An 18,303-nucleotide genomic window follows, 5' to 3' on the forward strand; every position below is an offset into this window, starting at 1 on the left:
GTTACGAGATCACCACCTTCACGATGCCGGTGAGGGCGATCTGGGCGAGGGAGAGGGGGACGAGGAAGGTCCAGGAGAGCTTCTGGAGCTGGTCCTCGCGCAGGCGGGGGTAGGTGACGCGCAGCCAGATCACGACGAAGGCCAGCACTGCCGTCTTGAGGAGAGTCCAGACCCAGCCGAAGCCGTCGGCGGCCCAGGGTCCGTGCCAGCCGCCCAGGAAGAGGACGGTGGTCAGACCGCACAGGACGACGATCCCGGCGTACTCGGCGAGGAGGAAGAGGGCGAAGCGGAGGCCGGTGTACTCGGTGTAGGCACCGAAGATGATCTCCGAGTCGGCCACCGGCATGTCGAAGGGGGGCCGTTGGAGTTCGGCGAGGCCGGCCACGAAGAACACGATCGCGCCGACGATCTGCCAGGGCAGCCACCACCACTCGAAGGCGGCGAGGATGCCGGGGAGCGACACCGTGCCCGCTGCCATCGCGACCGAGGCGGCGGTGAGGAGCATCGGGAGTTCGTAGGCGAGGAGTTGCGCGGCGGTGCGCAGGCCGCCGAGGAGGGAGAACTTGTTGGCCGACGCCCAGCCGGCCATGAGCGAGCCGAGGACGCCGACGCCCATGACGGCGAGGACGAAGAAGATGCCCGCGTCGACGACCTCGCCGACGGCGCCCTCGCTCGGGCCGATCGGGATGGCGAGGAGGACGAGGAGGTACGGGAGGAGGGCCACGGCGGGGGCGAGTTGGAAGATACGGCGGTCGGCTCCGGCCGGGACGATGTCTTCCTTCTGCGCGAACTTGACGCCGTCCGCGACCAGTTGGGCCCAGCCGTGGAAGCCGCCGGCGTACATCGGGCCGAGGCGGCCCTGCATGTGGGCCATCACCTTGTGCTCGGTCTGACCGACGATCAGCGGGAAGGTGAGGAAGACGACGAAGACGATCAGGAGTCGCAGGGCGACGTCCAGCGCGTCGTTCACTGCGAGCCTCCTGTGGAGTGGTTGTCGGGCGCGTCGGGGGTGTCGTCTTCGGAGGGCGAGGTTTCCGGTGTCGGGGATTCGGAGGTGGGGGCTCCGGGGGCCGGGTCTTCGGGGGTTGGGGCTTCAGGGGTTGGGGGTTCGGTCGGCTCAGCGGCCTTCGGCGTGGGTTCGTCGAAGGCGGGGCGGGCCTGGTGCCAGGGGGCGTCCGTGGCTCGGGGGGCCGTGGGCGGCGGCTTGGGGGCGGTGTCCGCGGCGGTTGTTTCCGCCTCCGTCGCCTGTGGACCTGGCGACTGTGGGTCTGTCGAGTCCGTCGCCCGTGGACCAGTGGCCTCCGTCGCCGGTGTTCGCGTCGCTTCCGTCGCGCCTGGTGGGGTCGGCTCGGTCGCCGGTGTTCGCGTCGCTTCCGTCACGCCTGGTGGGGTCGGCTCGGTCGCCGGTGTCTGTGGGCGCTGTGACGCGGAGCCCTGGCTCGCGCTGCGGGCTCGGCGGGGTGCGGCCGACGGGGTGGGCGGGGTCTGCGGGGCCTCCGCGGGGGTGCCCTCCGGAGCCGCAGTCCGGGCTTCCGGGGTCCGGGCTTCCGGGGTCTGGGCTTCCGGGGTCTGGCTTGCCGAGCCGTCCGAGGCCGTGCGGGTGCGGCGTACCGGGCGGTCGCCGGTCGCGCGCCCGGCGGCGGCGCGGGCCGGGCGGGTCGGAGCCGGGGGGAGTTGGCCCTTCAGCGGGCCCCATTCGTTGGGATCGGGGACGCCGGGCGGGAGCATCTGGCGGCGCTTGGGCCCACCATGTTCCGACTCTCCCGGCTCCTTCGCGCCCGGCCATGCCTTGGCGACTCGGGCCGCCAGTACGAAGTCCTTGCGCAGCGGGTGGCCCTCGAAGGTCTCCGGGAGGAGGAGGTGGTCAAGCCCCGGGTGGCCCTCGAAACGTACGCCGAACATTTCGTGCGTCTCGCGCTCGTGCCAGGCGGCGCCCGCGTAGACGTCCACGAGGGAAGGGAGTACGGCGGACTCGTGCGGGACCGTCGTCCGTACGAGGAGGCGGCGGACCGGGGAGAGGGCGACCACGTGGGCGGCGACGCGGAAGCCGGTGCCCGGTTCGTCGACCGCGCTGAGCCAGTCGAAGTAGGTGCAGTGGAGGCTGTCGCGCGCTGTCCGCAGCGCGGCCGTCCAGGAAGCCGGAGGTACGTCGACGGTCAGGACGTCGTAGGACTCCTCGGCCGTGGCGTCCGTACCGAAGAGTTCCTCGGTGGGGGCCGGCAGCCAGCCGGTCGCCGTCATCTTCCCTCCCCCGGGGTCGGCGCCTGCACCAGGGGGCTCTGGAGCGCGGCCGGTGAGGGGCGCGCCGCCTGTCCCGACGCGTACCGCTCGCCGAGGGACTCCCGGGCGATCTTCTCCTGGAGCTTGAGGATGCCCTGGAGCAGCGCCTCGGGGCGGGGCGGGCAGCCGGGGACGTACACGTCGACCGGGATGATCTGGTCGACGCCCTTCGTCACGGAGTAGGAGTCCCAGTACGGGCCGCCACAGTTGCTGCACGCGCCGAAGGAGATGACGTACTTCGGCTCGGGCATCTGTTCGTACAGGCGCCGTACCGCCGGGGCCATCTTGTCCGTGACCGTGCCCGAGACCACCATCAGGTCGGCCTGGCGCGGTCCCGGGGCGAAGGGGATCACGCCGAGGCGGATGAAGTCGTGGCGGGCCATGGACGCGGCGATGAACTCGATGGCGCAGCAGGCGAGGCCGAAGTTGAAGACCCAGAGCGAGTAGCGGCGGCCCCAGTTCAGGACCACCTTCATCGGCTCGGGGGCCAGACGGGCGAGGGCGCCCAGTCGTTTCGGCTCCGGCAGCAGCACGGGCGCAGGCACAGCGTCCGGCGAGTGCGTTTCTGGCGTCACGTCCATGTCAGGACGCCCTTCTTGTATGCGTAGAGCAGGCCCACGGACAGGAAGCCGAGGAAGATGAACATCTCGACGAGGGTGGCCGCGCCGTAGCCGGGGGCCGCGAAGACGGTCGCCCAGGGGAACAGGAAGATCGAGTCGACGGCGAAGATGACGTAGAGGAAGGCGTAGACGTAGTAGCGGACCTGGGTGTGGGCCCAGCCCTCGCCGACGGGGTCGACACCGCACTCGTACGTCAGGAGTTTCTCGGGAGTCGGGACCACGGGGCGCAGCAGGCGGCCCGCTCCGAAGGCGACCGCGACGAAGAGCACGCCGACGACAGCGAGCAATCCGACGACGGAGTAGGACTGGAAGTACTCCGACGCTGCGATGTTCGACACGGCTACGTTCGACTCCGCGATGCGCTCCGTCGCGGCTACGGCGGTCGGTACCGGCACGTCCGTCCCTCGCTCCCTGGCCTCGTGGGATCTCGCCCCTGGTCTTCGGCGATCTGTACGGACGGGAGTCTAGGGCCTGCTAAAGAGACCGTAAGCAGCCCGTCACGCATGGCCATGCCCGAGTTCCCTCGCATTCCTTCGCATTCCTTCGCAAGGTGGGGTTTTCCCCCGGGTGGGCGGGCGGTCCGCCTCATGGCGTCGTGGCGCGCGGCCGGGCAGGCTGGCGGGCATGACCGCACGTATCACCGCCACCAGCGCGGAACCCGAGGGCGACCGACTGCCCCCTGTCCGTTTCGCCCTCGACCCGCACACCTGGAAGGAGATCACCCATCTCCTGGCCAACCTGCCGATGGCGTTGTTCGGTTTCGTGTACGTCGTGACCGTGGTGAGCGTGGGTTCCGGCCTCGCGGTCACGGTGATCGGTCTTCCGGTTCTCGCCGTCGGGCTGATGGGCGCGCGTCTGCTGGGCCGGTTCGAGCGAGCCCGGGCCAGGGCGCTGCTCGGGGTACGGGTGGACGAGCCGAGTCCGCTGCCGCGGAGTGACAGCCGGGGTGCCCACGGCCAGAAACTCGGCTTCCTCGGCCGGTTGATGCTGACGGTGAAGGACCCGGTCGGCTGGCGCACCATCCTGTACGACCTCATCCGGCTGCCCTGGGGTGTTTTCACGTTCACCGTCGTGCTCGTGTCGCTCTTCGTGCTGTGGCCGGTGCTGCCGTTCCTGGCACGGGGGCTCTCGAACGTGGACCGGGTGATGGTGCGCGGGCTGCTGTCCCCCTCCGACGAGCTGGAACGCCGTATCGCCGAACTGGAGTCCGACCGGGGGGTCGTGGTCGACACGGCCGCCGCCGACCTGCGGCGGATCGAGCGCGATCTGCACGACGGTGCGCAGGCCCGGCTCGTGAACCTCGCGATGGGGCTCGGGCTGGCCAAGGAGAAGCTTCTGGAGGGCCAGGCCGACGACGTGGTGGCGGCGATGGTCGAGGAGGCGCACGGCGAGGTGAAGCTCGCGCTTCAGGAGCTGCGCGATCTGGCGCGCGGGATCCATCCGGCCGTCCTGACCGACCGCGGGCTGGACGCGGCGCTGTCGTCGGTGGCCTCGCGGTGCACGGTGCCGGTGAAGGTGACCGCCGACCTGCCGGCCAGGCCTGCCGCCGCCATCGAGGGCATCGCCTACTTCACGGTCTCCGAGTTGCTCCAGAACATCAGCAAGCACAGCGGGGCGCGGAGCGCCTCGGTCGAGGTCTGGCGTACCGACGACCGGCTACTGATCCAGGTCTGGGACGACGGACGCGGTGGTGCGCGGCTCGACGGCGGTACGGGGATGGCGGGGCTCGCGGACCGGCTGGACGCGGTGGACGGACTGTTCGTCATCGACTCGCCGGAGGGCGGGCCCACGACGGTCACGGCCGAACTGCCCTGGCGGGAACGGACCGAGGCGTAGGCGTCGAGACGTAGTAGCGAGGCGCAGACACCGAGGTCTTGGTAGGGAAAACCCCCGGGGGAAGACGCCTACGTGCTCCATGGTCCGAGCGGTTCGGTGCGAGCAGGCTGGTGGAAGACAGACCGACGAGCTCATGAGCTGACGAGCCGACTACCGGAACGGACGGGACCGATGGCCATGGAGTACGGACAGGGGTACGGGCAGCAGGGCGGCCCCGGGGCCGGGTTCCACGCCACGGCCGGCGGGGGAACCGGTCAGGGGCGGCGGCATCGGTTGCCGGCCGCGTTGCGGGCGCCCGTCGAGGCGCGCAGTTGGCGGGAGTTCGGGTATGTGCTGCTGAGCCTGCCGATAAGCGTGCTGGTGTTCTCGTACGCGGTGACCCTGGCCTCTGCCGGTGCGGGTCTCCTGGTCACCTTCCTCGGGATTCCGGTGCTGGCCGTGGGCCTGGCGGGATGCCGGGGGTTCGGGGTCCTGGAGCGGAAGATGGCGCGTGGGCTGCTGGGGCTCGACGTGGCCGAACCGGAGCCGGTACGGGGACGGAAGGCCGGGGCGGCGGCCTGGATGGGGTCCGTGCTCAAGAGCGGTACCTCGTGGCGGCATCTGCTGTACTCGGTGCTGCATCTGCCGTGGGCGGCGTTCTCGTTCGTCGTCTCGGTGATCTTCTGGGTGTACGGGTGGGCGCTGCTCACGTACCCGGTGTGGTTCTGGCTCTTCCCGATGTACGGCGGGCAGGACGGCCTCCAGCTGTACGGCGACCAGACCCACAGCATCTACCTCGACAACCCGTTCGAGATCGCCGTGACCGCGCTGGTCGGGCTGTTGTTCACCATGGCCACGCCCTGGATCGTGCGGGCGCTGACTCTCGTGGACCGGGTGATGGTGCAGGGGCTGCTCGGACCGTCGCGGCTGGCGACGCGGGTCGTCGAGCTGGAGTCCGACCGGGGGGTCGTCGTCGACACCGCCGCGGCCGACCTGCGGCGGATCGAGCGGGATCTGCATGACGGGGCGCAGGCGCGGCTGGTGGCGCTGGCCATGGATCTGGGGCTCGCGAAGGAGAAGCTCACGGAGGATCCGCGGGCCGCGGCGCGGATGGTGGACGAGGCGCACGGTGAGGTGAAGACGGCGTTGCAGGAGCTGCGGGATCTGGCGCGCGGGATCCACCCGGCGGTGCTGACGGACCGGGGGCTGGACGCGGCGCTGTCCGCGGTGGCGTCGCGGTGTGCGGTGCCGGTGCGGGTGGAGGTGGACCTGGTGGAGCGGCCGGCCGCGGCGATCGAGGGGATCGCGTACTTCACGGTGTCGGAGCTGCTGCAGAACATCAGCAAGCATGCGCGGGCGACAGGGGCGTCGGTGGATGTGTGGCGGGTGGAGAACCGGCTGATGCTGCAGGTCGTGGATGACGGGGTGGGGGGTGCGGATGCCTCCGGCGGGTCCGGGCTGGCGGGGTTGGCGGGGCGGCTCGATGCGGTGGATGGGATTCTGGTGGTGGATTCGCCGGGGGGCGGGCCTACTCGGGTCACCGCGGAGTTGCCCTGGCGGGGGTGAGGCTGGGTGGGGGGGGTGTTTCGCCCCCGTCGCGCTGAAGGCGCTCGTCCTCAAACGCCGGACGGGCTGACGGTGCGGGCCTGTGCTGGAAGGGTGGCGCCTGTCGGAAATCCCTCGGCAACAACCCCGTCCTCGTCCGAATACTGGGATGCTGGAGCCTCGTGTTCGGACGGGGTGGGGAGCCGGGAATCGTGGGAGACAGAGTGCGGGTGGTCATCGCCGAGGATTCAGTGCTGCTGAGAGAGGGCCTGACCCGGTTGTTGACCGACCGCGGGCATGATGTCGTCGCCGGTGTGGGTGACGGGGTCGCGCTGGTCAAGACCATCACCGAGCTCGCCGAGCAGGACGAGCTTCCGGATGTCGTCGTCGCGGATGTGCGGATGCCGCCCACCCATACCGACGAAGGGGTCCGGGCCGCCGTACAGCTGCGCAAGTCGCATCCGGAACTCGGTGTGCTCGTGCTGTCGCAGTACGTCGAGGAGCGGTACGCGACCGAGTTGCTCGCCGGGTCCAGCCGGGGCGTCGGGTACCTGCTGAAGGACCGGGTCGCCGAGGTGCGGGAGTTCGTGGACGCGGTGGTGCGGGTGGCCCAGGGGGGTACCGCGCTCGACCCGGAGGTCGTGGCCCAGCTGCTGGGCCGGAGCCGTAAGCAGGACGTGCTCGCCGGGCTCACTCCCCGGGAGCGCGAGGTGCTGGGGCTCATGGCGGAGGGCCGGACCAATTCGGCCATCGCACGGCAGCTCGTCGTGAGTGACGGTGCCGTCGAGAAGCACGTCAGCAACATATTCCTGAAGCTGGGGCTCTCCCCCAGCGACGGCGATCACCGGCGTGTTCTGGCCGTTCTGACCTACCTCAACACCTGACCGTCTGACACCCTGCCAGCGTCGGGGCAGGAAATCATGACAAGTCCGGGCGCTGAACCGTCTCAAAATGGCGTCCGCCATGCGATCGGTCCAGGGAAGGCCACCCTTACCGACGTACTGTTGATCCTGGGAAGGTCCGCGGGAGGGCCGCTCCCAGGCCGCCGCCTCGAAGGAGGTCCAGTTCAGTGACCAGCCAGGTCAGCAGTCCAGCGGAGAGTTCAGCGGAGAAGGCCGGCTCAGACGTCGGAGCCGTCGTGGGAGAGCAGCGCAATCCGGCGGGTGTGAAGGACGTACGACGTCTCGATCGGGTGATTATTCGGTTCGCGGGGGACTCCGGGGACGGTATGCAGCTCACGGGGGACCGCTTCACCTCCGAGACCGCGTCCTTCGGGAACGATCTGTCCACTCTGCCGAACTTCCCCGCCGAGATCCGAGCGCCCGCAGGAACCCTGCCGGGCGTTTCTTCGTTCCAGCTCCATTTCGCCGACCACGACATCCTCACGCCCGGCGACGCGCCCAACGTGCTCGTCGCGATGAACCCGGCCGCCCTGAAGGCGAACATCGCCGATGTGCCGCGCGGCGCGGAGATCATCGTCAACACCGACGAGTTCACCAAGCGGGCCATGCAGAAGGTGGGGTACGCCAACTCGCCGTTGGAGGACGGTTCGCTCGACGGGTACAGCCTGCATCCGGTGCCGCTGACCACCCTCACCGTCGAGGCTCTCAAGGAGTTCGCGCTCTCCCGCAAGGAGGCCGAGCGCAGCAAGAACATGTTCGCGCTGGGCCTGTTGAGCTGGATGTACCACCGGCCGACCGAGGGCACCGAGAAGTTCCTGGCCACGAAGTTCGCCAAGAAGCCCGAGATCGCCGCCGCCAACCTGGCTGCTTTCAGGGCAGGTTGGAACTTCGGGGAGACGACCGAGGACTTCGCCGTCAGTTACGAGGTCGCGCCGGCCTCGGCCGCGTTCCCCACCGGTACCTACCGCAACATCTCGGGGAACCTGGCGCTGTCGTACGGGCTCATCGCGGCCGGTCAACAGGCCGATCTGCCCCTGTACTTGGGGTCCTACCCGATCACGCCGGCCTCGGACATCCTGCACGAGCTGAGCAGACACAAGAACTTCGGTGTCCGCACCTTCCAGGCCGAGGACGAGATCGCGGGAATCGGGGCCGCGTTGGGCGCCGCGTTCGGCGGGTCGCTGGCCGTCACCACCACCTCGGGGCCGGGCGTGGCCCTGAAGTCCGAGGCGATCGGGCTGGCGGTGTCGATGGAACTGCCGTTGCTGGTCATCGACATCCAGCGCGGCGGGCCCTCGACCGGGCTGCCGACCAAGACCGAGCAGGCCGACCTGCTGCAGGCCATGTTCGGCCGCAACGGCGAGGCGCCGGTCCCGATCGTGGCCCCGTGCACCCCCGGCGACTGCTTCGACGCGGCGCTGGAAGCGGCACGGATCGCCCTCACCTACCGCACCCCGGTGTTCCTTCTCTCCGACGGGTACCTCGCCAACGGGTCCGAGCCCTGGCGTATCCCCGAGGTCGACGAACTCCCCGATCTGCGGGTGCGGTTCGCCCAGGGACCCAACCACACCCTCGACGACGGCACCGAGGTCTTCTGGCCCTACAAGCGGGACCCGCAGACCCTCGCCCGGCCCTGGGCCATCCCCGGCACCCCCGGGCTCGAACACCGCATCGGTGGCATCGAGAAGCAGGACGGCACGGGCAACATCTCCTACGACCCGGCCAACCACGACCTGATGGTCCGTACCCGCCAGGCCAAGATCGACGGCATCGACGTACCGGATCTGGTCGTCGACGAGCCGTCCGGCACGGCCAACACCCTTGTCCTGGGCTGGGGTTCCACCTACGGGCCCATCACCGCGGCGGTACGCCGGCTGCGCGCGGCCGGGGAGTCGATCGCGCAGGCGCATCTGCGCCACCTCAACCCGTTCCCCGGCAATCTCGGCGAGGTGCTGCGGCGCTACGACCGTGTCGTGATCCCGGAGATGAACCTCGGCCAGCTCGCCACGCTGATCCGGGCGAAGTACCTGGTGGACGCCCACTCGTACAACCAGGTCAACGGCATGCCGTTCAAGGCCGAACAGCTTGCCACGGCTCTCAAGGAGGCCATCGATGGCTGAGACGTCCACGGAAGGCGCCACCGCCGGCTCGATCGAGGCACTCACCCTGGTGCCCAAGGCCGAGGCCAGACAGTCCATGAAGGACTTCAAGTCCGACCAGGAAGTGCGTTGGTGCCCCGGCTGCGGGGACTACGCGGTCCTCTCCGCCGTACAGGGCTTCATGCCCGAACTCGGACTGGCGAAGGAGAACATCGTCTTCGTGTCCGGGATCGGGTGCTCCTCCCGCTTCCCGTACTACATGAACACCTACGGGATGCACTCCATCCACGGCCGCGCCCCCGCCATCGCCACCGGCCTCGCCTCCAGCCGCCGCGACCTGTCCGTCTGGGTGGTCACCGGCGACGGCGACGCCCTCTCCATCGGCGGCAACCATCTGATCCACGCCCTGCGGCGCAACGTCAACCTCAAGATCCTGCTCTTCAACAACCGGATCTACGGGCTGACCAAGGGCCAGTACTCGCCCACCAGCGAGGTCGGCAAAATCACCAAGTCGACGCCCATGGGCTCGCTCGACGCGCCCTTCAACCCCGTCTCGCTGGCGATCGGCGCCGAGGCCTCCTTCGTCGCCCGGACCGTCGACTCCGACCGCAAGCACCTCACCAGCGTGCTGCGCGAGGCCGCCGCCCACCCCGGTACCGCGCTCGTCGAGATCTACCAGAACTGCAACATCTTCAACGACGGCGCCTTCGAGGTCCTCAAGGACCGCCAGCAGGCCGAGGAGGCGGTGATCCGGCTGGAACACGGCCAGCCGATCCGGTTCGGGGCCGACCGTGCCAAGGGCGTCGTACGGGACCGGGCGACCGGCGACCTGAAGGTGGTCGCCGTCACCGCCGACAACGAGGGCGAGGTGCTCGTGCACGACGCGCGCTCCGCGTCCCCGACCACCGCGTTCGCACTCTCCCGGCTCGCCGACCCGGACACCCTGCACCACACACCCATCGGCGTCTTCCGCTCCGTCGACCGGCCCGTGTACGACACACAGATGGCCGAGCAGCTCGACACCGCGATCGTCCAGAACGGCAAGGGCGACCTCGGCGCGCTGCTCGCCGGCGGGGACACCTGGACCGTCGTCGGATAGGCGTCGACCGGCGTTACGCGCGCCTACCGGGCCCGGGCCTTTTCGGTCCGGGCCTCGTCGTAGGCGCGACGGGCCTCGTCCACGTCCGGCATGCGCTCCGCCGTCCAGAGGGCCAGGGCGCGGACCTGTGCGGCGGCCTCGCGGCCGAGGTCGGTGAGCGAGTAGTCGACGCGCGGCGGGATGACCGGCTTCGCGTCCCGGTGGATCAGGCCGTCGCGCTCCAGCGTCTGGAGGGTCTGCGTCAGCATCTTCTCGCTGACCCTGCCGATGGCCCGGCGCAGCTCGCTGAAGCGGTACGGGCGCTCCAGCAGCTCCATGAGAACCAGTACCCCCCAGCGGCTGGTGACGTGCTCCAGGACCACACGGTGCGGGCACATGGCTTCGGTCTTCGCTTCGGTCTTCGCTTCGGTCTTCGCTTCGCTCTTGGCTTCGGTGTTGATCTCGGTCTCGGTCTCGCCGCTCACTGCTGCACTTACTCCCATGCAAGTACCTTACTTTGAAGTGGGTACTTTCCAAGAGTTAGCGCTTCGCCTATGGTTAGTGCCAGCCCGCACCCCACAAGGAGATTCGCAATGAGCATCGTCGTCACCGGAGCCACCGGCCACCTCGGTCGTCACGTAGTCGAGCAGCTGCTGGAGAAGGTTCCGGCCGACCAGATCACCGCCGTCGTGCGCGACGCGGAGAAGGCCTCCGGCTTCGCGGCCCGCGGCGTGAAGATCGCGGTCGCCGACTACAACCAGCCGGAGACCTACGACGGTGTCATAGCCGCCGGCGACAAGGTGCTGCTCATCTCCGGCAACGAGTTCGACAAGGGCCGCGTCGGCCAGCACAAGGTCGTCCTCGACGCCGCCAAGACCGCCGGCGCCGCCCTGCTCGCGTACACCAGCGCCCCGGGCACTCTGACGGCCGCGCTCGCCGACGACCACAAGGGCACCGAGGCGGCGATCCTCGAGTCCGGCGTCCCGTACTCCCTGCTGCGCAACGGCTGGTACAACGAGAACTACACCGAGCAGATCGCCGTCGCCCTCGAGCACGGTGTCACCCAGGCCGCCGGCGAGGGCCGGGTCGCCTCCGCCTCGCGCGCCGACTACGCCGCCGCCGCTGTCGCGGTGCTGACCGGCGAGGGCCACGAGAACACGACGTACGAGCTGAGCGGCGACACCAACTGGAGCTTCGCCGAGTACGCGGCCGAGGTGTCCAAGCAGTCCGGCAAGGACGTCGCATACAACGCCGTCTCCGCCGAGGTCCTCACCGGCATCCTCGTCGGCGTCGGCCTGCCCGAGGGCCTCGCCGCGATCCTCGCGGGCGTGGACGTCTCCATCGAGCAGGGTCAGCTGGCCGGCACCCCTGGTGACCTGTCCCGTCTGACCGGCCGCCCGACCACGCCGATCGCCGAGTCGATCGCCGCCGCGCTCAAGGCCTGACCCCTGGCCCACCCCTACCCCTCGGGGGCGCGCACTCCCCCGTCACGCCCCCGAGGACGCCCGCCCCCGTCTGTCATGACCGTATGGCGATACGAGCATGACAGGCGGGGGCGCTCGGCGTTACCGTCGTGGACGCACGTCCATATGCTGATGTGCTGGTACGAGGGGAGACGCGGGTGTCCGGCAAGCCGACGAACGAGCAGCGCACAGGTCTGCTGAACGGTTTCGCGGCATACGGGATGTGGGGCCTCGTCCCGCTCTTCTGGCCCCTGCTGAAGCCGGCCGGAGCGGTCGAGATCCTGGCCCACCGGATGGTGTGGTCCCTGGCCGTCGTCGGCGTCGCCCTCCTCGCACTGCGCCGCTGGGCCTGGGCGGGCGAGCTGCTGCGGCAGCCGCGCCGACTGGCGCTGATCACGGTCGCAGCGGCGTTCATCACGGTCAACTGGGGCGTCTACATCTGGGCCGTGAACGCCGGGCACGTGGTCGAGGCCTCGCTCGGCTACTTCATCAACCCGCTCGTCACCATCGCCATGGGTGTGTTCCTGCTGAAGGAACGGCTGCGCCCTGTGCAGTGGGTGGCGGTCGGCGTCTGCCTGGCCGCCGTACTCGTCCTGACGATCGGCTACGGCCGGCCCCCCTGGATCTCCCTCTGCCTGGCCTTCTCCTTCGCCACGTACGGCCTGGTCAAGAAGAAGGTCAACCTCGGCGGGGTGGAGTCGCTGGCCGCCGAGACCGCGGTGCAGTTCCTGCCCGCGCTGGCGTATCTGCTGTGGCTGGGCGGCCGGGGCGAGGCGACCTTCGGCGCGCACGGCACCGGGCACGCGGCCCTGCTCGCGGCGACCGGGATCGTGACGGCCCTCCCGCTGGTCTGCTTCGGCGCGGCGGCGATACGGGTGCCACTGTCGACGCTGGGCCTGCTCCAGTACCTGGCCCCCGTCTTCCAGTTCGTCCTGGGCGTCTTCTACTTCCACGAGGCCATGCCTCCGGAGCGCTGGGCCGGGTTCGCGCTGGTGTGGCTAGCCCTGGTCCTGCTGACGTGGGACGCGCTGCGGGCGGCCCGGCGGGGAGCGCGGGCGCTCAGGGCGGGGGCCGACCCGGTCCTCGTACCACCCATGGCGGAGGCCACGGAGGACGTACGCCGCTGACCACGGGCGTACGGTCGCGAAGCAGAACGGGCGTGGAGCGGGCCACTGTCAGTGGGGCACGTTATAAGTGGTTTCCATGACACAGACACCCGCACAGCGAACCCCCACCCCCGTGCACTGGAAGCTGGTCATCGACTGCGCGGACCCGCACGCGCAGGCCGACTTCTGGGCGGACGCGCTCGCCTACACGGTCGAGGACCACAGCGCCCTGGTCGAGCGCCTGCTGGGCCTCGGTGCCGTACCGGCCGAGCTGACCGTGGAGTCGCACGGCCGGCGCGCCTGGCGGGACCTGGCCGCCGTACGGCATCCCGGCGACCCGTACCAGGAGGAGAGCGGGACCGGGCTCGGGCGGCGGCTGCTCTTCCAGCGCGTACCGGAGCCGAAGGCGGGCAAGAACCGGCTGCACCTCGATCTGCACCCGGGCCCGGACCGGCGCGTGGCCGAGGTCGAGCGGCTGACGGGGCTGGGGGCGAGCGTGCTGCGGGAGGTACGGGAGGCGGGCGGTGAGTGGGCGGTGATGACGGACCCGGAGGGGAACGAGTTCTGCGTGCACTAGTCCCGCCCGGCGGCCCGGGAATGCTCCGCCCACGCCCGATGTTCACCCGCTGATCATGTCCATGTTCATCCGATATGCGAACTCCCTGTCCAGATAGCGCTCTTGACGAACCGTTAGCCAGAGCTTCACCATCCAGGCACCCATTCGCTGTGGAATCCCTGTTGATTCCCAAGGAATTCGGAGCCCCCCACATGAAGCTCTCGGTTCCCGGACGCGCCACAGCCACCGCTGTCGCCGTCACCGTGCTCGCCACCACCGCGCTCCTCAGCACGAGCACGGTGGCCGGCGCGACCCCGGCCCCCAACTCCGCACCGGCCGTCACCCTCGCCACCGCACCCGACCTGCCCCTGGCCAACGTCAAGGCGCATCTGACCCAGTTGCAGTCCATAGCCACCGCCAACGGCGGCAACCGGGCGCACGGCAGAACCGGTTACCGCGCCTCGCTCGACTATGTGAAGGCCAAGCTGGACGCGGCCGGATTCACCACGACCATCCAGCAGTTCACCGCGTCCAGCCGTACCGGCTACAACCTGATCGCCGACTGGCCCGGCGGCGACACCAACCAGGTGATCATGGCGGGTTCGCACCTCGACAGTGTGACCGCCGGCGCCGGCATCAACGACAACGGCAGCGGCTCGGCCGCCGTCCTGGAGATCGCCCTCGCCGTCTCCCGCGCGCAGTACCAGCCGACCAAGCATCTGAGATTCGGCTGGTGGGGAGCGGAGGAACTGGGCATGGTCGGGTCCAAGTACTACGTCAACAACCTCTCCTCCGCGAACCGTTCGCGTATCAAGGGCTATCTGAACTTCGACATGATCGGCTCGCCGAACCCCGGCTACTTCGTCTACGACGACGACCCGACCATCGAGCAGACCTTCAAGGACTACTACGCGGGCATCGGTGTCACCACCGAGATCGAGACCGAGGGCGACGGCCGCTCCGACCACGCCCCCTTCAAGAACGTGGGCGTCCCCGTCGGCGGTCTGTTCAGCGGCGCCGACTACACCAAGACGGCGGCTCAGGCGGCCAAGTGGGGCGGTACGTCGGGCCAGAGGTTCGACCGCTGCTACCACTCGTCCTGCGACACGATCGCCAACATCAACGACACCGCCCTCGACCGCAACAGCGACGCCGCCGCGTACGCCGTGTGGAAGCTGTCGGAGTAACACGCGCACTCCAACTCCGTGATCCGACTCCCCCGTACCGAGCTGTTCGGTACGGGGGAGGACACCCGCTGGTCGGTACGCGCACGTTCTTCGACCCGGGCGTTCCCCGACCCGGGGTTCAGGCCGTGACGTCCGTCGTCGTGAAGCGCGCCCAGGCGGCCGAGCCGAACACCGCCGCGTACACCGCCTGGATGCCGAGGTTCTTCACCAGGTCGTCCCAGTAGACCGGTTCGCGCATGAGGTCGGCGAAGGACAGCCAGTAGTGGGAGAAGAAGTACGGCTGAAGCGCGTGCAGTTGGGGGATCTGGTCGAGGATCTGAACGGTGATGAGCAGCCCGACGGTCGTCGCCATCGCCGCGATACCGCTGGTCGTCAGGGTGGAGATGAACAGGCCGAGCGCCGCCAGTCCGATCAGTGACGCGGCGACGACCAGCGCGATCAGCAGCGCCCGCCCGAGTCCCTCCGTGAAGCTGATCCTCGTACCGGAGATCGTCATCAGATCGCCGAGCGGGAAGAGGACCGCGCCGACCGTGAACGCCGATATCGCCACCACCAGCGTCGCCACCAGGCAGAACGTCAGCGTGGTCGCGTACTTGGTGAGGAGCAGGCGGGTGCGGCCGGCCGGGGCGACCAGGAGATAGCGGAGTGTGCCCGCGCTCGACTCGCCGGCGATCGCGTCGCCCGCGATGACGCCGGTGGCCATCGGCAGGAAGAAGGGGAGGGTCGCGGCCAGCGCGGTGAACACCAGGAACAGAGCGTTGTTGCTGATCTGCGAGATGAACGCGGGTCCGCCTCCGCCGGGGCCGGCCGAGGAACCGTCACCCGTCTCGATCTTGACGGCTATGCCGATGAGGATCGGTACGGCGGCGAGTACGGCGAGCAGTGCGAGGGTGCGCCAGCGGCGGAAGGTGGTGAGTAGTTCGTTGCCGAAGAGAGTGCCTCGGAAGGTTGTTCGGCGGCTGACGGTCTGATGTGGCTGATCGCGCCGTTCCTCGCGGCCCTTTGGGGCGCTCGTCTCAGCCCGCGACATCGAAGCCCTCCCCCGTCAGCGCCACGAACGCGTCTTCCAGGGACGCCCGTTCGACTCCGAAGCCCCGGACGCGGACGCCCGCGCCGACCAGTGCGGCGTTCAGCTCGGCCAGTTCACGGTCGCGTTCCGGCACCTCGCCGGTCACCCGGTCGTCGGTCACGACCACGTCGCCGACGCCCTGTTCCTTGAGCACCCGGGCCGCGTCCGCCGGATCGGGCGTCGTCACGACCAGCCGGCCACGGGACCCGGCGGCCAACTCGGCCACCGCGCCCTGGGTGATCAGCCGCCCCTGCGCCATCACGGCCGCGTGCGTACAGACCTGCTCGATCTCGTCGAGGAGGTGGGAGGAGAGAAAGACGGTGGTGCCATCCAACGCCAACTCCCTTATCAGGGAGCGGATTTCGCGCATTCCCTGCGGATCGAGTCCGTTGGTCGGCTCGTCGAGCACGAGCAGTCGGCGCGGCTGGAGCAACGCCGCCGCGAGGCCGAGCCGCTGCTTCATGCCCAGCGAGTACGCCTTCGCCTTCTTGCCGGCGGCGGCCGTCAGGCCCACCCGGTCCAGTGCCGTCGCGACACGCGCACGCCGGGTGCGCGGATCGGCGGTCGGGTCGGCGGCGTCGTAGCGGACGAGGTTGTCGCGGCCGGAGAGGAAGCCGTACAGCGCGGGCCCCTCGATGAGGGCGCCGACGTGGGGCAGGACGGCGCGGGTGGCGCGGGGCATCGGCCGCCCCAGCACCCGCGCCGTGCCCGACGTCGGGTCGATCAGGCCCATCAGCATGCGGATGGTCGTCGTCTTGCCGGAGCCGTTGGGCCCGAGGAAGCCGAAGACGCTGCCCGCCGGGACGGTGAGGTCGAGAGCGTCGACGGCGAGCTGTCCGCCGCGGTAGCGCTTGGTGAGGGCCCGGGTGACGATGACCGCGTCGTCACCCGGGGGCACCTCCCGCGGCTCCGCGGCGGACGGTTCCTCCATGGGTTCCCTCGATCCCTCGATCGTCATGCGCTACGACGGTTCCCGTACGGGCGTTACCGGGCTGCGTTCGCCGCCTTGACCAGGGCGTCCTTCGTGACGGCGCCGACGTAGAGCTTGCCGTCGTCCGTCATCAGGGCGTTGACCAGGCGGGTCTTGTAGACCGTGCCCGAGCCGAAGTCGCCGGTGACCTTGTCGCCGAAGGAGTCGAGGAAGCCGCCGAAGGCACCGGCGTCGGACGAGCCGCCGCCCGACGGCATACCGTTCTCCGCCCCCGAGTCGAACGTGAGGATGGAGTTCCAGCCCTCGCCGATGACCTTGCCGCCATCACCTTCGAGCCCGTCCGCCGACCCGTGACCCTTAGGTCCCTTACGGTCTCCGTCGAACCCCTTATCGAACTCCTTGCCGAAGTCCTTGCCGCGCTCCTTGCCCGGCGCCTCCTCGGCCTTGCCCGCGCCCTCCTCGGTGACCTTCGTCCCCTTGGGCGGGGTGAAGGCGAAGGTCGAGGCGGCGGGCTTGGCGAAGTCGACAGCGACGAAACCGGCGTCCACGACGGCGGCACCGCCGCTCGCCGGGGTGAGCGTGAACTTCAGCGGTGTCCCGGTCTTCGAGTCGACCGCGATGCTGATCGCCCCGACCGTGGACCCGGACGCCTTCGGCTTGATGACCAGCTTGTACGCATCCCGGCCGGCGACCTGGGCGGTGCCGTCGACGGTCACGGAGGTTGTGCTGTCGACCGCCTTCAGGGCCTCCTGGGCGAGCCCCCCGGGCGTGGCTGCCGTGTCATCGCCGGGCAGGAGCTGGTCCTTGCCCTTGCTCTCGCCCTTGTCCTTGCCGCTCTCGGACGCGGGAGCCGTCGCGTGGTACGCCTCGTTCGACGCGCTGTCGTACGCCCACACCTCGTCGCCGTTGTGGATCACGCTGTACTCGGCGGCCTTCTCCAGCAGTGACAGCTTCTGCTTGTCGGGGCCGTCCGCGGCGACACGGATCGTGTGCGTACCGGACGCCAGTGCGAGGAGCTTGCCGTTGGGATCGGCGGCCGACCCCGAGCCGTCGGAACCCCCGCCGAGGCCACCGCCCGACAGAAGCCCGCTCTCCAGGCCGCCGAGGTCGGGCAGTCCCAGATCCGTACTGATCTTCACCGTGCCGGACAACTGCTGTACGTCCGACGCGGCGATCTTCTCGATGAGCTGCTGCGCGCTGATCTTCGGCAGATCGGGGTCACCGGATCCGGCGAACGCCGGTACCAGCCCGATCGTCGCGACCGTCAGACCGATCACCGCGGCCGGCGCGACGTACCGCGCGGCCTTGCGGCGCCGGGACGGCACGTCCTCGGCCTCGATCTCGGCCTCGATCCGGTTGCCGGCCTTGGCCTCTTCGTACGGTGCCATGTGTGCCTTACCTCCGTCGTCGGCGGCGGCTTTCCGTCCCACACTTGTCCACCCTGAGCCGCCATTCTCACCCGAACCGGTGAGGAGTGGTTGGTTTCCATCTCACCAAATCCACGAGGAGGAATCGTCAGACCATGGGCTCAACTCCATGTACTGCTACGGGATGACATGAGGAGGCGTAGCTTCCCCTGACCCCTAGGGGCCGGTGCCCCAGCCGGTGCCCCGCCTTCAGCGACGGGACCGGACGGGACGAGACGAGACGGG

17 protein-coding genes are annotated in these 18,303 nt (G+C 69.6%); 9 read left to right on the forward strand and 8 right to left on the reverse strand.

What is annotated here, in order from left to right; all coding sequences use genetic code 11:
- Position 1: 1 nt before the first annotated feature.
- Genes QA861_RS42245 through QA861_RS42260 form a run of 4 tightly spaced genes read right to left on the reverse strand, consistent with a single transcriptional unit; the run spans position 2 to position 3,295 of the window.
- The gene (locus tag QA861_RS42245; protein WP_334594220.1) at positions 2-970 is read right to left on the reverse strand and encodes a complex I subunit 1/NuoH family protein; all 969 of its coding nucleotides are present in this window, start codon (positions 968-970) and stop codon (positions 2-4) included.
- A complete protein-coding gene (locus QA861_RS42250; RefSeq protein WP_334594221.1) occupies positions 967-2,241 on the reverse strand; it encodes an NADH-quinone oxidoreductase subunit C in 1,275 nt (424 codons plus the stop codon). The genes QA861_RS42245 and QA861_RS42250 overlap by 4 nt, the downstream gene beginning before the upstream one ends.
- Positions 2,238-2,861: an NADH-quinone oxidoreductase subunit B gene (locus QA861_RS42255; protein WP_334594222.1), complete on the reverse strand. Its 624-nt coding sequence runs from the start codon at positions 2,859-2,861 to the stop codon at positions 2,238-2,240. The genes QA861_RS42250 and QA861_RS42255 overlap by 4 nt, the downstream gene beginning before the upstream one ends.
- Positions 2,852-3,295, reverse strand: coding sequence for an NADH-quinone oxidoreductase subunit A (locus QA861_RS42260; protein WP_443041647.1), 444 nt, complete (start codon positions 3,293-3,295; stop codon positions 2,852-2,854). The genes QA861_RS42255 and QA861_RS42260 overlap by 10 nt, the downstream gene beginning before the upstream one ends.
- Positions 3,296-3,524: 229 nt before the next feature.
- On the opposite strand from QA861_RS42260, the gene QA861_RS42265 reads away from it, so the two are divergent.
- The 5 genes from QA861_RS42265 to QA861_RS42285 all read left to right on the forward strand — a co-directional run bounded on the left by QA861_RS42265 (position 3,525) and on the right by QA861_RS42285 (position 10,360).
- Positions 3,525-4,736: a sensor histidine kinase gene (locus QA861_RS42265; protein ID WP_334594223.1), complete on the forward strand. Its 1,212-nt coding sequence runs from the start codon at positions 3,525-3,527 to the stop codon at positions 4,734-4,736.
- Between the two features lie 171 nt (positions 4,737-4,907).
- Complete coding sequence (locus QA861_RS42270) at positions 4,908-6,281, forward strand: sensor histidine kinase (protein ID WP_334594224.1); 1,374 nt, start codon at positions 4,908-4,910, stop codon at positions 6,279-6,281.
- A gap of 203 nt (positions 6,282-6,484) precedes the next feature.
- Positions 6,485-7,144: a LuxR C-terminal-related transcriptional regulator gene (locus QA861_RS42275; RefSeq protein ID WP_319090702.1), complete on the forward strand. Its 660-nt coding sequence runs from the start codon at positions 6,485-6,487 to the stop codon at positions 7,142-7,144.
- Between the two features lie 185 nt (positions 7,145-7,329).
- The gene (locus QA861_RS42280) at positions 7,330-9,282 is read left to right on the forward strand and encodes a 2-oxoacid:acceptor oxidoreductase subunit alpha (RefSeq protein WP_334594226.1); all 1,953 of its coding nucleotides are present in this window, start codon (positions 7,330-7,332) and stop codon (positions 9,280-9,282) included.
- Positions 9,275-10,360, forward strand: coding sequence for a 2-oxoacid:ferredoxin oxidoreductase subunit beta (locus QA861_RS42285; RefSeq protein WP_334594227.1), 1,086 nt, complete (start codon positions 9,275-9,277; stop codon positions 10,358-10,360). The genes QA861_RS42280 and QA861_RS42285 overlap by 8 nt, the downstream gene beginning before the upstream one ends.
- Before the next feature lie 23 nt (positions 10,361-10,383).
- On the opposite strand, the gene QA861_RS42290 is transcribed toward QA861_RS42285, so the two are convergent.
- Positions 10,384-10,737: a winged helix-turn-helix transcriptional regulator gene (locus QA861_RS42290; RefSeq protein ID WP_334595022.1), complete on the reverse strand. Its 354-nt coding sequence runs from the start codon at positions 10,735-10,737 to the stop codon at positions 10,384-10,386.
- 195 nt (positions 10,738-10,932) lie between these two features.
- On the opposite strand from QA861_RS42290, the gene QA861_RS42295 reads away from it, so the two are divergent.
- The 4 genes from QA861_RS42295 (at position 10,933) to QA861_RS42310 (ending at position 14,651) form a co-directional block, all read left to right on the forward strand.
- A complete protein-coding gene (locus tag QA861_RS42295; protein WP_334594228.1) occupies positions 10,933-11,784 on the forward strand; it encodes an NAD(P)H-binding protein in 852 nt (283 codons plus the stop codon).
- A 176-nt stretch (positions 11,785-11,960) separates the two neighbouring features.
- Positions 11,961-12,929, forward strand: coding sequence for an EamA family transporter RarD (rarD, locus tag QA861_RS42300; protein WP_334594229.1), 969 nt, complete (start codon positions 11,961-11,963; stop codon positions 12,927-12,929).
- Between the two features lie 76 nt (positions 12,930-13,005).
- Positions 13,006-13,485: a VOC family protein gene (locus QA861_RS42305; protein ID WP_334594230.1), complete on the forward strand. Its 480-nt coding sequence runs from the start codon at positions 13,006-13,008 to the stop codon at positions 13,483-13,485.
- Positions 13,486-13,676: 191 nt separating this feature from the next.
- Positions 13,677-14,651 (forward strand): M28 family metallopeptidase, encoded by a 975-nt coding sequence (locus QA861_RS42310; RefSeq protein ID WP_334594231.1) that lies wholly within the window; start codon positions 13,677-13,679, stop codon positions 14,649-14,651.
- 118 nt (positions 14,652-14,769) lie between these two features.
- Here the strand turns inward: QA861_RS42310 and QA861_RS42315 are convergent, their stop codons facing one another.
- The 3 genes from QA861_RS42315 to QA861_RS42325 are packed head-to-tail and all read right to left on the reverse strand — an operon-like array spanning position 14,770 to position 18,039.
- The gene (locus QA861_RS42315; RefSeq protein ID WP_334594232.1) at positions 14,770-15,681 is read right to left on the reverse strand and encodes an ABC transporter permease; all 912 of its coding nucleotides are present in this window, start codon (positions 15,679-15,681) and stop codon (positions 14,770-14,772) included.
- On the reverse strand, positions 15,668-16,651 hold the full coding sequence (locus QA861_RS42320) for an ATP-binding cassette domain-containing protein (RefSeq protein ID WP_334595023.1): 984 nt from the start codon (positions 16,649-16,651) through the stop codon (positions 15,668-15,670). The genes QA861_RS42315 and QA861_RS42320 overlap by 14 nt, the downstream gene beginning before the upstream one ends.
- A gap of 53 nt (positions 16,652-16,704) precedes the next feature.
- Complete coding sequence (locus QA861_RS42325; protein WP_334594234.1) at positions 16,705-18,039, reverse strand: LolA family protein; 1,335 nt, start codon at positions 18,037-18,039, stop codon at positions 16,705-16,707.
- Positions 18,040-18,303: the final 264 nt, after the last annotated feature.

It is taken from the genome of Streptomyces sp. B21-083 (assembly GCF_036898825.1).
GTDB lineage: Bacteria > Actinomycetota > Actinomycetes > Streptomycetales > Streptomycetaceae > Streptomyces.